Genomic DNA, 14,522 nt, shown 5'->3' with positions numbered 1-14,522 from the left:
TAAACGTATATAGTATGAACGAATCATTCATGTTCCTCTTTAATGCTTAACGCTCCTGTTCAAGCCGAATCTCGATCGCCCGGGCATGGCCTTCAAGCCCTTCGCGCCGAGCCAGCTCCATAATCTGCTCGCCATCGCGCAGCAGGGCTTCCTTGCTGTAGTAGATCAAGCTTGATTTCTTAATGAAATCGTCCAGATCAACCGGCGATGCGAACCGAGCCGTCCCATTCGTCGGGATGATATGATTCGGTCCTGCAAAATAATCACCTACCGGCTCTGAGCTATATGGCCCGAGGAAGATCGCACCCGCGTTCTCGATCTGGCCCACAATCGCCATCGGCTCCTCCGTCACGATTTCCAGATGCTCCGGCGCCAAACGGTTAATAACTTCAATCCCTTCTCTAAGGGATTCCGTGATGATCACCGCGCCGTAAGTGTCCACGGAGGCGCGGGCGATGTCACGCCGCGGCAGAAGTTCAAGTTGCCGCTGCATTTCAGTGGCAACGGCCTCGCCCAGCTTGCGTGAAGGCGTCACGAGAATGGCGGATGCCATCTCGTCATGCTCTGCCTGGGAGAGCAAATCCGCCGCAATATACGAAGCATCTGCGCTGTCATCTGCCAATACCGCAATCTCGCTCGGACCGGCCAGGCTGTCAATATTGACCGCCCCGTACACTTCTCGCTTGGCCAGCGCAACGTAAATATTGCCGGGACCACAGATTTTATCAACGGGGGAGATGCTCTCCGTACCGTAGGCCAACGCCGCAATCGCCTGAGCTCCTCCTACGCGGTAGATCTCCGTAACGCCGGCCTCGGCTGCGGCGACCAGGATATAGGGATTAATCCCATCCTTCCCGCCGGTAGCCGGGGGGGTGACCATGACAATCTCGGGCACGCCTGCCACCTGCGCCGGGATGACGTTCATCAGCACGGACGAAGGATAGGCTGCCTTCCCGCCGGGCACATATACACCCACGCGCTTCAACGGACGAATGATCTGTCCCAAGATGCTGCCGTCGGCTTGAAGATCCATCCAGGAATTACGCTTCTGCTTCACATGGAAAGCGCGAATATTATTCGCCGCGGCCTGAATCGCCTTCACGAACGAAGACTCCACATGATGATAAGCCTCCTGGAGCTCTTCATCCGTTACGCGAAGCTGATCTGCCTTAAAACGGACGCGGTCCAATTGCTCGGTATGCCGCAATAAGGCAACATCTCCTTCAGACCGAATATCCCGCACAATCGCCTTCACGACTTCATTCTGCTCTGGTGTGCCATAATCATTTTCCCGTTTCAGCTGAAAGTCCCGTGCTGATACAACCTTCACCTTCATCTCCCCCAATCCCGCTGCTTGCATCACATTTGACCTCATACATGCATAGCGTTTCTTACGAATCGACAATCTATATGTCCGATCTATCCATGCTCATCTTTGTTTATACTTCGTTTCTTAGCGCTGTATATTCGCTCCCTCAGACATAATGACCATTTGCAGCCGATCACACAATGCCTGAATTTCATCATTCTTCATCCGATAGCTGACGCGATTGGCAATCAGACGACTTGTAATTTCAAAAATGCTGGTCATCTCTATAAGTCCGTTCTCCTTGAGCGTTTGGCCCGTTTCCACCATATCCACGATCCGGTCGGCTAAGCCGATAAGCGGTGCAAGCTCGATGGAACCGTTCAGCTTAACAACTTCAACCTGCTGGCCTTGTTCACGGAAATACTGCGAAGCTACATTCGGATATTTAGTGGCAACCCGCTGACGTATGCCCGGCTTCCAGTCCGGTAAGCCGATAACCGACATCCGGCACCTTGCGATACCGAGATCGAGCAGCTCATAGACGTCTTTGTTCTCTTCCATCAGCACATCCTTGCCAACGATTCCGATATCCGCGACACCGTATTCCACATAAGTCGGCACATCCACCGGCTTCGCCAGAATAAATTCCATTCCTGCCTCCGGCAAGGGAATGACCAGCTTGCGCGTCTCATCCACATCGAGGGGAATCGGAAGTCCGGCTGAACGAAACAGCGCGGATGCTTTTTTATATATACGCCCTTTGGGCATCGCTACTTTCAACGTTTCCGCCACGTTCAACTCCTCCTGACCTTAACCTATATAAAATAGAGTGATATATCAGCGTTCTATCGAAGGGTAATGATCTCCCGATAGCCTCTATTAAGCAAACTGCCGGATACAACGGGTACCCCCTCTCGGACATTCGCCGAGTCCGGCATAATCGAGGTGATGACGGTATGACCCTGTGCCCGCAATTCTGACGCTTTCGCCAAACCTTCTTTGCGATAGGAAGCCGTGTAACGGATCAGAACGGGCAGCTCCTCCGTAATCTCTTCTCCCTGCACCCCATCCAATATGCGATTGGTCTTAAGCGCAAAGCCGGTTGCCGGAACGGCACGGCCAAACTGCTGCAGCAGCTTGTCATAACGACCGCCGCTCGCAACGGGTGAACCTAGCTCAGCAGCATAGCCTTCAAACGTCATGCCGGTGTAATAGGAGAAGTCTCCGAGCATCGTCAGATCAAACAGAACATGCCTGGAGACGTCGTATGCCTCCAGCACCTCCCATACTCTGCACAGGTGCTCAATAGAAGCTCTTGCAAGATCATTGCTGCTAATCTCAAGTGCCTGCCCGGCAATCTCCCGACCCCCGCGCAGCTTCAGGATCCCTTCCAGCTGGTCCTGCTGTGTCTCCGTAAGCCGCAGACTGGCAATGGTATTTCGGTATCCGACATAGTCGCGGTTTAGCAGGTCCTGCTTTAGGCTCTCTTGATCCTCCGTCCGCTCAGGCAGCACCTCCTGGAGCAGGCCATTAAGGTAACCCATATGCCCCATCGCGATTTTGAATTTCTCCACGCCTGCCGCCTTCAGAGACTCGATGGCCAGTGCAATCACTTCAGCATCAGCCTCCGGCGTATCGTCGCCTACAAGCTCTACACCCGTCTGGAAGAATTCAGCCTCCCGGCCGGCCTCTTCTTCGATTGCGCGAAACACATTCGCATGGTAAGACAAACGTACCGGTAACGGCTCATCCTTCAGCAGCGACGACATGACCCGTGCTATGGGAGCGGTCAGATCGGACCGCAGCACCATCGTCGTTCCGCGCTTATTCAATAATTTAAACAGTTTTTGGTCCGACGTAGAGCTTGCCACGCCTACCGTATCGTAATATTCCATCGTTGGTGTCATAATCTGCCGGTATCCCCAGCGGTCCATACATGCCAGCACTTCACGTTCAATCCGGCGCAGCTTGGTGACCGCATGAGGGAGGTAATCACGAACACCTGCCGGTTTCTCGAAGCCTTTCGGTTTAGACATGACGCTCCACCTCAAATTCAGAAAAGTCTTTACTATGGTAAAGTGGTACCTTGCTAATAAATTAAAGTATATTGGCTATATTACCATGAACCCTGCCTGATCGTCAATGCATCATAAATGCGTTCTGCTATGTATCGTTCTCCGTTGTGATCCGCCTTAGCCGCCAAAGAATCCGCATAACTTCTGGGTATAATTGTAACACAAGAGTAAGCTGGAGTGACTTACTTGTCTATGAGCGCGAACCTCTGCTAGGTCCAGCGGCGGCATAATGCAAAAAAGCCGCCCGTTGCCGGACGGCTTTGCTTCATAATAATTGAAAAGAAAAAAAGTATGCCTGCTATGGTTATAGATCCACCGATTTTTTGCTGTCGCCTGTAACGGTGTCTTTTCTCTGCGTTGGTGCTTTCGGTGCTTTGGATGATGGCTTCAATGATCGCGGAACGCTGCCAAGCAGCATCCAGGAGCCTGGAATCCACCGGAACACCGTTTGTACCACCAGCGCACTGACAATTAGCGCAGTTACCATGCCGCCATAGATCCAGATGAGATAATCATCGGTTACCGGATTCAGCTTGAGATCGTACTCCCGGTATAGGAACAGCCAGAGCGGATGCACCAGATAGATCGCGAAGGACAGCTCGCCAATCCGCGTCAGAACCCTTACGATGAGCTTCCAACCGCTGTTATACAGCCAGCTGGCCAGCTGCATCAGTACAATCGCTGAGAAAACCGTGTGCAGATTCCACAACAGCTCGTACAACAGGGAATCGTATTTGGCACCGTGCAGTCTCTGGTTGTACCAAATCTGCACATGAGTCAGCGCCATCGCGAGCCAGCCGGCCCATAACACGACCGTACCTGCTCTTTGACTAGAGGTTTGTTTTTTCCAAGATGACGTTAGCCACCCCTTGAATTTGTCATAATTCATCGCCAGGTAAGCTCCCAGCATATAGTAGGCTAAATAAGAGATGGCCAAGCTTCCTTTAAATGTATAGTGCAGCTCGTATTTATTCCATATGATAAAGCCCCATTGAAGCAGGAACCCGATAGGAACCGCCCACCGTACGAGAAACCGTGACGATTTGAACAGCTTAAGGAAGATCGGGAACAAGATATAGAACTGCAAACTGATAAATACAAAATATAAGTGCGTATAGTTCTGCCCCCGAATTAAACGTTCAAAGAAAAGCGGCATCTGTGCCCATAGATCAAATGAGCTGTTGAGCAGCCCGTTCTGATACATCCGCACAAAGAAATAGATGATCGAGAACAACACATAAGGCAGCAAAATGTACAAGAGCCGCCGTTTGTAGAAGTTTTTGATTAGATCTTTGGTCAGTGGCCGGTCCGCATAGTTATAGAACAGCACGAAGCTGCTTAGGAATATAAACGAGGGTGTACCGTATTTAAAGAAAATATTCAAAAAATTAATAATATAATAGAATCGCGAATCAATCGCATCAACTGTTGCAAATGAAGTCGCATGAACGTGAAGCACGCCCAGGATGGCCAGCGCACGATAAATATCGAGCTGCGGCAGCCTTTCCTTCTTGTTCAGCGTTGCACTCATGTCAGGCGTCGCCTCCTTGATTCAAGTATTTTCATAGAGTCAATGAAAAGGGATGGGCGGGCAAAAAAGTCCCTCAAGGCCATCATACCCCGGGGACTATGGAATCGCTTTGTGTCATGTTATCCTATACTCATTCTACAATAATTCAGGTAGCTTGAGAACCTAACTTGTCACATTACCTCAAATTGACTCACTTTCCGTCGATGTCCTCTTCAGCTCTCGCAATGGATTGCCGCCTACAAAAACACCCGGTGCCACATCTTTATGTACGACAGACCCTGCAGCAACAACCGCTCCATCTCCGATCGTTACGCCAGGCAAAATCGTGGTGTTCGCGCCGATGAGCACGTTCTCCCCGATCCGCACTTCACCCAGACGATATTCCTTTATTAGATACTCATGGGCAAGAATCGTTGTATTGTAGCCGATCACCGAATTCTCGCCGATAGATATTTTCTCCGGAAAAAACACATCCACCATGACCATCAATCCAAACGCGGTATGTCTTCCCACCTTCATCCCGAGCATATGGCGGTATATCCAGTTCTTCAAGGGCAGGATAGGGCAATAACGGGCCAACTGGATAAAGATGAAGTTCTTGACGCCCTTGAACGGGCTCACGGTGCGGTAGATTTGCCATAGCGCGTTGGGCCCTTCTACAGGATAACGGGTAACCTTTCTGGCCATGCTGCCAAAACTCCTATTCCTCTTGAAGTCCTACGATTTCATACAGGTCTTTCATATCCTTTAAAACATAATCCGGACCATACTCCATCAGCTTCTGCTCACCCTTCAGGGACCAAGCTACAGCTGCGGCCTTCACACCCGCCGCCTTGGCGGACTGAATGTCGACCGGACTGTCCCCGATCATCAATGTCGTAGCCGGATTGGCGCCCAGCCGCTCAATTGCCGTCAGAACGGGCTCAGGATGCGGTTTCGGATGCTCGACGTCGTTCACCGTAACAATCGCCGACATGAATCGCTCGAGATCGTACTTTTCCAAAGTCATCATCGTAGAAGGATGAATCTTAGTTGTTACAATCCCAAGCGAAAGCCCGTGACGATGAAGGCGCTCCACGACCTCATTTACATGAGGGAACGGTCTAACCATCTCATCATGATGAAGCGTGTTGAAGGAACGGTAGGCTTTGACAAACGGACTAACATCCTCAACGCCTCCCGAGAAAGCCTGCAGCTGCTGTTCCAGCGTGGTTCCCATATGTGGAATGATCTGCTCCCTGGTTAACGGTCCCGGTGCTTGAGCCTCGAAGACATGCAGAAACGACGAGATAATCAATTCATTCGTATCAATAATGGTTCCGTCTAAATCAAACAGTACGGTTTCTATCATGCTGCAACTACTCCTTTTTGTCCTCCGTATCTGGTTTTATTGCCGGAGTATCTTCTACTCGGGACGGTTTGACTTCCGTCTCCTGGGTTTGGATTAGAGAGCTTGTATCATCCTTCTCTACTGGATCTGCTGCCGGTTTATCCTGCTTAACAGGTGCCTGCGCAGATGACTTCACGGCTTTATCCGTCTGAAGGTCAGCTTCAGGCGTTGGCCCTGCTCCGGTCTTCGTTGACACGATGGGGTCCAAATAACGCACATTGGCGCGGCCTGTTACGCGGCGTACAACGATCAATACGATGCCTGCAATGACGAAGAACACCGACAGCAGCTGAGAAATCCGAATATTGCCGTAAGCCGGATCCAGATGGCCCAGTTCAAAGCCCATCCAAGTCATCGGTGCCCACAGCGTATTGTTAATGAAGTCGGCAAGTCCGGTTGCGCCTTGGAACGCCAAGCTGTCCGTACGCACCGCTTCAATGAAGAATCGGCCGATGGAATACCAGATGAAATATCCGATGAAGAGTTCGCCTGCGCGCAGGAATTTCTGTCTGCGGAGGATAAGCAATATGACAATACCCACCAAGTTCCATAGCGATTCATATAAGAAGGTAGGATGATGGAATACACCTTGTACATTCATTTGATTCACGATGAAATCAGGCAGGTGCAGCTGTCCGCGTAAAAAGGATTCGCTTACAGGACCGCCATAGGCCTCCTGGTTAACGAAGTTCCCCCAGCGTCCAATGATCTGACCGGCCAACAGGGACGGAGCACAGATATCGGCAATCCGCCAGAATGAATAGCCTTTCCGGCGAACAAAGATTAACGCACAGATAATGGCACCAATAAGGGCACCGAATATGGCAATCCCGCCGTTCCATATTTTGAACACATCCAGGAAGTTGTCTTTATAATCTTCCCATTTAAAAGCTACATAATAAATACGCGCACCAATGATTGCGGAAGGAACACCAAGCAAGAGCAAATCCATGAAAAATTCCTGCGGAATGCCAAAACGCTTCCCCTCGCGAATGGCCAGTAACAGCCCCGCTAAAGCTCCCAACCCCAAAATCAAGCCATACCAATGAACACGCAGCGATCCGATGGAGAACGCCACCGGATCGATGAGCAATGTTTGCATCTTTTATAACCTCCCTAGTCCTAGTCCAAATCGTCCATATCTTCAGCGATCGTAGCTGTCAGTTTGTTCGTAAACTGCAGCGCAGCATTCAGTCCCATTTGTTTCAATCTGTAGTTCATAGCTGCTACCTCAATAATAACCGCAAGGTTACGTCCTGGACGAACCGGAATGGTGACCAGAGGGATGTCTGTCTCAATAATTCGTGTTGTTTCTTCATCTAATCCCAGACGATCATACTGTTTATCCTGCTGCCAAGCTTCCAATCGAACAACAAGTGTAATCCTTTTATTGTTCCGAACGGCTCCTGCACCGAATAACGTCATGACATTAATAATACCAACTCCGCGAATCTCCAGAAGATGGCGAATCAACTCCGGCGCCGTTCCGTGAAGCTGAAAATCCGATGTCTGACGTATCTCCACCGCATCATCCGCAATCAATCGGTGTCCGCGTTTGACGAGCTCCAATGCCGTCTCACTCTTCCCGATACCGCTTGAACCTGTGATCAGCATCCCCACGCCATAAACATCGCACAATACCCCGTGGATGGTTGTAGTTGGTGCAAGTTTACGCTCCAGGAAGCTTGTGAATCGGCTTGTCAGAATGGTTGTCGCCATACTGCTGCGCAGTACAGGCAAACCTCTTTCGTTCCCGAGTTCCACCAGTTCCTCCGGCACTTCCAAGGAACGAGTAACTACAATGCAAGGTGTTTCTTCCGTACACAGGCTGCGCATCCGCTCTTTACGCTCTTCCGGCTTCAGCATTCCGAAGAAAGCCAACTCCGTGCGGCCCAGAAGCTGGACCCGTTCCCGCGGATGGTATTCAAAATAACCGGCCATTTCCAATCCCGGGCGATTCAGATCGTCCGTTGTAATCTGACGTTTTAAGCCTTCCTCACCTGCGATGACCTCCAACTGAAACTGCTGGACCAGCTCGGATACCTTCACTTTCTTGGCCATGGTCTTACCCCTCTTCTTCCATTGTATGTTGACATCACAACGCAACCGTCATGTACGCGGCCCGTATTGGATGATATATTCCATATTCGATATTATCTAAAGTAGATAATCTGTATAAGCCTTATCAGCGATCTGGCAATTTACATGAAATATGCTTCAACATCCCGTATGTCCCATACTTATGTATGCCTTGCTTTGTGCTTATCTTATCGAAAAAAACCAATGAATGCAATTCTAACCGGCTATTCAATCGCGACATTAGGCTTATATTGGGGTGAAGCGACACTACGATTACGTACTATAACTTGAATAATATAAATGTAATGTTTTATCACGAAAGGCATTATTAACTCCATTCTTCTGCAGCATCTGGGTTTACTGCTTTATATATCTGCTATTCCTTTGAATGCATCTACTACCTTCTGCGAGAAACACTTAAACCCTCTCTAGGAGTGAATACTACCTGGATTTATGTATTTTTCTCCTAAAAAAACCGCCCCTTGAGAGGGCGGTTTTCAAGAGATCCCGATTGCTGAAGATTAGTCTTCGAGCAATACGTTCAATTCAGACTCTTTATCAAAGATATGAACTTTGTTCATGTCGAGTGCCAATTTCACATTGTCGCTTTCGCGAGTAGTCGAACGTCCGTCTACACGGCCGATAACCGTATCGGTGCCCAAGCCGCTCAGGTACAAGAGCATTTCGTGACCAAGGTTCTCGGTTACGTCAACTTTTGCAGTGAAGATTGTGTTCGGGGAAGCTTCCAGGAAGACTGGCTCTTCATGAATATCTTCCGGACGAACACCCATGATTACTTCTTTGCCAATCATGGATTTGTTTTTGAGCAATTGCGCTTTACCACCTGGTACTTGAACGTTCAAGCCCTGGGAAGTGAAGTATACGCCACCGTTTTGCTCGGACAATTTACCGTTGATGAAGTTCATGGTTGGGGAACCGATGAAACCAGCAACGAACAGGTTGTTCGGATTGTTGTACAGTTGCTCTGGGGAATCCGCTTGTTGAATAATGCCGTCTTGCATAACAACGATACGGTCACCCATCGTCATAGCTTCTGTTTGGTCATGCGTTACATAGATACAAGTGGTTTCAAGGCGCTTAACCAGCTTTGTAATTTCGGCACGCATCTGACCGCGGAGTTTCGCATCCAAGTTGGAAAGTGGCTCATCCATCAAGAAGACTTGTGGATCACGGACAATCGCACGACCCAAGGCAACACGCTGACGCTGACCACCGGACAGAGCCTTTGGTTTACGCTCGAGCAAATGCTCGATATCCAAGATTTTTGCTGCTTCACGTACACGTTTATCGATTTCGTCTTTCTTCACTTTACGGAGTTTCAAACCGAATGCCATGTTCTGATATACGTTCATATGTGGATACAAGGCGTAGGATTGGAATACCATCGCGATGTCACGATCTTTAGGTGCTACATCGTTAACAACGCGGTCGCCAATGTAAAGTTTACCCTCAGAAATTTCCTCAAGACCTGCGATCATACGCAGTGTCGTGGACTTACCGCAACCGGAAGGACCTACCAGTACCAAGAATTCTTTATCTTTAATATCCAAATTAACGTCAATTACAGTTGCTTTATCCGCACCTGCATACTTTTTGTAAATATGCTCTAAGCGTACACCAGCCATGTGCATTTGCCCCCTCATATGAATGTTATGAAATCGAATACAATTAATTTATAATCTTATATTACCCCATAGGCACCTGACTTGCTATACACAATCTGCACAAAAAACCTATTTCCTTTTCGTCACTTTATACAATAGAAGCGTTATTTTCACTAAAACCGCATCACTGAAGCTGCGAACATCAAGCCCCGTCTCCTGTTTGATCTTATCCAGGCGGTATAGCAGCGTGTTACGGTGAATATATAGGTGCTTGGCCGTCTCGCTCACGTTACAATCCAATTCGAAAAAAGACTCCAGCGTTGACAAGGTCTCACTATCCTCGAATAAATCGGTATGTCCGGCAGCGTACTCTCGCAGAAATTGATTGCGTTGGTACTCAGGAATGCTATAGACCAGGCGCTCCAGATGAAGCCCGGTCGACAGATGGATATGTTCCTTTACCTGGAATGTACGGCCGATGGTCATGGTCTCTCTTAACATGCTAACGGTCTGTGGCAGAGCATGCAGGGCATTAACTGCCGGTATCGCCGAGATATGGAAATCCCCCACCCATTCCGTTGAAATCAGCTCGTAGAGCCCCATGCAGAATAAGGAGAGTAAATCTTGATCGCCTTCCACCGAAGCATCCTCTTTATCATCCGTCGTTATACCGTCCAGCAATTCCTGGTTCGCTAAGATAATCCATTCCTTATCAAGCAGTGGTACCAGAATGATGTCCCCGCCAAAATAGCTGCGCAATAACCGATGCAGTGCCTTATAACTTGGAGTAGGGGCGTGCTCGCTCTCATGAATAAGAAGAAAGGGAACCATGTCCTCCGTCAAGCTTGTCCGAATCCACATTTCCTCTGGTAATTCAGCAAGCAGTTCACCGGCTTGCAGGCGTTCCTTTAACCAACCACCCAACTGTTGGGCGCGTCGTTCTTCTTCAACCTTACCGGCACTCTTGGACACTACCCCTGGTGTCGTATCCTGAAGGCTCGACAATAGTAGAGTTATAAGCCCAATCTCCGACTCCGTCAAAGCACTCTGATTCGCTACAATTACCCGACTAGGATCCTGTTGATTCACAGGAATCCAAATCTCACCAAGGTCCTTGTGCACATAGGCGCCGTGAACCCTTCGTGATTGGTGTGAGGTTCTGTTTTCTTCACGGCTACTAGCCCCCTGGGCTCTGTCCTCATGACCCATCCGATCACCGAATGGCGGTGAGGTCGCTATTAGTTTTGTTAACCATGCTGCTTCCTGAGCATTCAATTTTTTTAAACCGAGTGAGGTACCCAAGGTCTGCTCTAGTTTCTGAACGATGTGCTCCATCTCCACCATTGATGACTCCACCACTTTATCGTTTTTTCTTATTTTAGCATAACACCCAGTGCAAGCGACAATGCCTTCTCTCTAAGTCCAGTTACATTGGAGAAAAACTGCTTAAAAACAACACAAAAAGAGCCGTCAACAACGTTGACGACTCTTCGGATGAGCCATGAAGGACTCGAACCTTCGACACCCTGATTAAAAGTCAGGTGCTCTACCAACTGAGCTAATGGCTCTTATTTACTGGTGGAGGATGATGGATTCGAACCACCGAACTCGGACGAGAACAGATTTACAGTCTGCTGCGTTTGGCCACTTCGCTAATCCTCCAGGATATAAAGGTGGCTCGGGACGGAATCGAACCGCCGACACGAGGATTTTCAGTCCTCTGCTCTACCGACTGAGCTACCGAGCCTTACATAAATGACATAAAAATAAAGTGCGGAATGCAATCCTGCCCACTTTAATCTGTGGAAAACCGACCATTTTTATTCCTTAAGATTAATAATGGCGGAACTGACGGGATACTCTCTCTTCGTTCGAGACTGCGAAGTCTCTGCTAACGAAGATATGCTCCGACGAACCCGGTTATGGATTCTCATCCCTGAAGCTTGTAAAGAATGGCGGAACTGACGGGATTCGAACCCGCGATCTCCTGCGTGACAGGCAGGCATGTTAGGCCTCTACACCACAGTTCCACATTATTAAAGATGGTGCCGGCGAGAGGACTTGAACCCCCAACCTACTGATTACAAGTCAGTTGCTCTACCAATTGAGCTACACCGGCATGGTAAGGTAATAAAAATAAGTACATGGTGGAGGCTGAGGGGTTCGAACCCCCGACCCTCTGCTTGTAAGGCAGATGCTCTCCCAGCTGAGCTAAGCCTCCAGGTATGTATGGTAGCGGCGGAGGGGATCGAACCCCCGACCTCACGGGTATGAACCGTACGCTCTAGCCAGCTGAGCTACACCGCCATATAAACCTATTTGCGTTCAAGTTATTCAAATGGCGGAGAGAGAGGGATTCGAACCCTCGCACCGCTTACGCAGTCTAACCCCTTAGCAGAGGGTCCCCTTATAGCCACTTGGGTATCTCTCCATCATAACTTGTATGCAGTTACAGAGATTGATTCCCTGAAAACTAGATACGAAACGAATTTGCAACACATTGAAATATGTTTTGGATAAGCCCTCGACCGATTAGTATTGGTCAGCTCCATGCATTGCTGCACTTCCACCTCCAACCTATCTACCTCGTGGTCTTCAAGGGGTCTTACTAGTTGGGAAATCTCATCTTGAGGGGGGCTTCACGCTTAGATGCTTTCAGCGCTTATCCCTTCCGTACGTAGCTACCCAGCCATGCTCCTGGCGGAACAACTGGTGCACCAGCGGTACGTCCATCCCGGTCCTCTCGTACTAAGGACAGCTCCTCTCAAATTTCCTACGCCCACGACAGATAGGGACCGAACTGTCTCACGACGTTCTGAACCCAGCTCGCGTACCGCTTTAATGGGCGAACAGCCCAACCCTTGGGACCTACTTCAGCCCCAGGATGCGATGAGCCGACATCGAGGTGCCAAACCTCCCCGTCGATGTGGACTCTTGGGGGAGATAAGCCTGTTATCCCCAGGGTAGCTTTTATCCGTTGAGCGATGGCCCTTCCATGCGGTACCACCGGATCACTAAGCCCGACTTTCGTCCCTGCTCGACTTGTAGGTCTCGCAGTCAAGCTCCCTTATGCCTTTGCACTCTTCGAATGATTTCCAACCATTCTGAGGGAACCTTGGGGCGCCTCCGTTACTCTTTAGGAGGCGACCGCCCCAGTCAAACTGCCCGCCTGACACTGTCCCCGTACCGGATTACGGTACCAGGTTAGAACCTAGATACGATCAGGGTGGTATCCCAACGTCGCCTCCACACAAGCTGGCGCTCATGCTTCAAAGGCTCCCACCTATCCTGTACAGATCGTACCCAAATCCAATATCAAGCTGCAGTAAAGCTCCATGGGGTCTTTCCGTCTTGTCGCGGGTAACCTGCATCTTCACAGGTATTAAAATTTCACCGGATCTCTCGTTGAGACAGCGCCCAAGTCGTTACGCCATTCGTGCGGGTCAGAATTTACCTGACAAGGAATTTCGCTACCTTAGGACCGTTATAGTTACGGCCGCCGTTTACTGGGGCTTCGGTTCACAGCTTCGGGATTACTCCCTAACCGCTCCCCTTAACCTTCCAGCACCGGGCAGGCGTCAGCCCGTATACTTCGCCTTACGGCTTCGCACAGACCTGTGTTTTTGCTAAACAGTCGCTTGGGCCTTTTCACTGCGGCCCCCTCGGGCTATTCACCCTACCGAGGCACCCCTTCTCCCGAAGTTACGGGGTCATTTTGCCGAGTTCCTTAACGAGAGTTCTTCCGCGCGCCTTAGAATTCTCTTCTCGCCTACCTGTGTCGGTTTGCGGTACGGGCACCTTCACCTGACTAGAGGCTTTTCTTGGCAGTGTGAGATCATGACCTTCGCTACTATAATTTTCACTCCCCATCACAGCCCAGCCTTATCGATGTGCGGATTTGCCTACACATCAGCCTCACTGCTTGGACGGACATCCATCAGTCCGCGTCACTACCCTCCTGCGTCACCCCATCGTTCATAACGGTTTACGGTGGTACAGGAATTTCAACCTGTTGTCCTTCGATTACGCCTTTCGGCCTCACCTTAGGTCCCGACTTACCCTGAGCGGACGAGCCTTCCTCAGGAAACCTTGGGCTTTCGGCGGATCAGATTCTCACTGATCTTTTCGTTACTCATACCGGCATTCTCACTTGTATGCTGTCCAGCGCTCCTTACGGTACACCTTCAACCTACATACAACGCTCCCCTACCCCTGATGCAAAGCATCAAGCCATAGCTTCGGTGGTGTGTTTAGCCCCGTTACATTTTCGGCGCAGAGTCACTCGACCAGTGAGCTATTACGCACTCTTTAAATGGTGGCTGCTTCTAAGCCAACATCCTGGTTGTCTGTGCAACTCCACATCCTTTCCCACTTAACACACACTTGGGGACCTTAGCTGATGGTCTGGGCTGTTTCCCTTTTGACAATGGATCTTAGCACTCACTGTCTGACTCCCGGATATAAGTCTATGGCATTCGGAGTTTGACTGAGCTTGGTAACCCTTGCGGGCCCC

The 14,522-nt window shown here is 49.7% G+C and carries 10 protein-coding genes, 8 tRNA genes and 1 rRNA gene (1 of these 19 cut by a window edge); all 19 read right to left on the bottom strand.

Features of this window, described 5'->3' with window-relative positions:
• Window positions 1-46 precede the first annotated feature (46 nt).
• Window positions 47-1,330, bottom strand: coding sequence for a histidinol dehydrogenase (hisD, locus tag MHH48_RS00775; RefSeq protein WP_076326197.1), 1,284 nt, complete (start codon window positions 1,328-1,330; stop codon window positions 47-49).
• A 123-nt stretch (window positions 1,331-1,453) separates the two neighbouring features.
• Complete coding sequence (hisG, locus tag MHH48_RS00770) at window positions 1,454-2,101, bottom strand: ATP phosphoribosyltransferase (RefSeq protein WP_076326133.1); 648 nt, start codon at window positions 2,099-2,101, stop codon at window positions 1,454-1,456.
• A gap of 53 nt (window positions 2,102-2,154) precedes the next feature.
• Complete coding sequence (locus tag MHH48_RS00765) at window positions 2,155-3,345, bottom strand: ATP phosphoribosyltransferase regulatory subunit (RefSeq protein WP_076326132.1); 1,191 nt, start codon at window positions 3,343-3,345, stop codon at window positions 2,155-2,157.
• A gap of 343 nt (window positions 3,346-3,688) precedes the next feature.
• Window positions 3,689-4,915: an acyltransferase gene (locus MHH48_RS00760; RefSeq protein ID WP_076326131.1), complete on the bottom strand. Its 1,227-nt coding sequence runs from the start codon at window positions 4,913-4,915 to the stop codon at window positions 3,689-3,691.
• 180 nt (window positions 4,916-5,095) lie between these two features.
• Entirely contained in the window at window positions 5,096-5,602 is a 507-nt protein-coding gene (locus MHH48_RS00755; RefSeq protein WP_076326130.1) for an acyltransferase, read from the bottom strand.
• 13 nt (window positions 5,603-5,615) lie between these two features.
• Complete coding sequence (ppaX, locus tag MHH48_RS00750; protein WP_076326129.1) at window positions 5,616-6,266, bottom strand: pyrophosphatase PpaX; 651 nt, start codon at window positions 6,264-6,266, stop codon at window positions 5,616-5,618.
• 7 nt (window positions 6,267-6,273) lie between these two features.
• Complete coding sequence (lgt, locus tag MHH48_RS00745; RefSeq protein ID WP_076326128.1) at window positions 6,274-7,407, bottom strand: prolipoprotein diacylglyceryl transferase; 1,134 nt, start codon at window positions 7,405-7,407, stop codon at window positions 6,274-6,276.
• Between the two features lie 20 nt (window positions 7,408-7,427).
• A complete protein-coding gene (hprK, locus tag MHH48_RS00740; protein WP_076326127.1) occupies window positions 7,428-8,366 on the bottom strand; it encodes an HPr(Ser) kinase/phosphatase in 939 nt (312 codons plus the stop codon).
• A gap of 539 nt (window positions 8,367-8,905) precedes the next feature.
• On the bottom strand, window positions 8,906-10,030 hold the full coding sequence (ugpC, locus tag MHH48_RS00735) for a sn-glycerol-3-phosphate ABC transporter ATP-binding protein UgpC (RefSeq protein WP_076326126.1): 1,125 nt from the start codon (window positions 10,028-10,030) through the stop codon (window positions 8,906-8,908).
• 108 nt (window positions 10,031-10,138) lie between these two features.
• Window positions 10,139-11,353 carry a helix-turn-helix domain-containing protein gene (locus MHH48_RS00730; protein WP_076326125.1) on the bottom strand — a complete coding sequence of 405 codons (1,215 nt, stop codon included), beginning with the start codon at window positions 11,351-11,353 and terminating at the stop codon, window positions 10,139-10,141.
• 151 nt (window positions 11,354-11,504) lie between these two features.
• Window positions 11,505-11,577, bottom strand: a tRNA-Lys gene (locus MHH48_RS00725).
• Between the two features lie 8 nt (window positions 11,578-11,585).
• Window positions 11,586-11,671: transfer RNA gene (locus MHH48_RS00720), tRNA-Tyr, on the bottom strand.
• A gap of 12 nt (window positions 11,672-11,683) precedes the next feature.
• A tRNA-Phe gene (locus MHH48_RS00715) sits at window positions 11,684-11,756 on the bottom strand.
• 206 nt (window positions 11,757-11,962) lie between these two features.
• A tRNA-Asp gene (locus MHH48_RS00710) sits at window positions 11,963-12,039 on the bottom strand.
• A gap of 13 nt (window positions 12,040-12,052) precedes the next feature.
• A tRNA-Thr gene (locus tag MHH48_RS00705) sits at window positions 12,053-12,128 on the bottom strand.
• A 26-nt stretch (window positions 12,129-12,154) separates the two neighbouring features.
• Window positions 12,155-12,230 (bottom strand) — tRNA-Val (locus MHH48_RS00700).
• 9 nt (window positions 12,231-12,239) lie between these two features.
• Window positions 12,240-12,316: transfer RNA gene (locus tag MHH48_RS00695), tRNA-Met, on the bottom strand.
• 32 nt (window positions 12,317-12,348) lie between these two features.
• Window positions 12,349-12,440, bottom strand: a tRNA-Ser gene (locus MHH48_RS00690).
• A gap of 81 nt (window positions 12,441-12,521) precedes the next feature.
• Window positions 12,522-14,522: ribosomal RNA gene (locus MHH48_RS00685) — 23S ribosomal RNA — on the bottom strand; it runs 930 nt beyond the window's last position.

This window comes from Paenibacillus sp. FSL F4-0100 (genome assembly GCF_037993005.1).
GTDB lineage: Bacteria > Bacillota > Bacilli > Paenibacillales > Paenibacillaceae > Paenibacillus_AQ.
This window is presented reverse-complemented; position numbering and strand designations above follow the sequence as displayed.

Excerpts from the sequence above, each read along its gene's own strand:
- lgt (WP_076326128.1), bottom strand. The coding sequence starts at position 7,407 with ATGCAAACATTGCTCATCGATCCGGTGGCGTTCTCCATCGGATCGCTG.
- MHH48_RS00765 (WP_076326132.1), bottom strand. The coding sequence starts at position 3,345 with ATGTCTAAACCGAAAGGCTTCGAGAAACCGGCAGGTGTTCGTGATTAC.
- MHH48_RS00760 (WP_076326131.1), bottom strand. The coding sequence starts at position 4,915 with ATGAGTGCAACGCTGAACAAGAAGGAAAGGCTGCCGCAGCTCGATATT.
- ugpC (WP_076326126.1), bottom strand. The coding sequence starts at position 10,030 with ATGGCTGGTGTACGCTTAGAGCATATTTACAAAAAGTATGCAGGTGCG.
- MHH48_RS00755 (WP_076326130.1), bottom strand. The coding sequence starts at position 5,602 with ATGGCCAGAAAGGTTACCCGTTATCCTGTAGAAGGGCCCAACGCGCTA.
- ppaX (WP_076326129.1), bottom strand. The coding sequence starts at position 6,266 with ATGATAGAAACCGTACTGTTTGATTTAGACGGAACCATTATTGATACG.
- hprK (WP_076326127.1), bottom strand. The coding sequence starts at position 8,366 with ATGGCCAAGAAAGTGAAGGTATCCGAGCTGGTCCAGCAGTTTCAGTTG.
- MHH48_RS00730 (WP_076326125.1), bottom strand. The coding sequence starts at position 11,353 with ATGGTGGAGATGGAGCACATCGTTCAGAAACTAGAGCAGACCTTGGGT.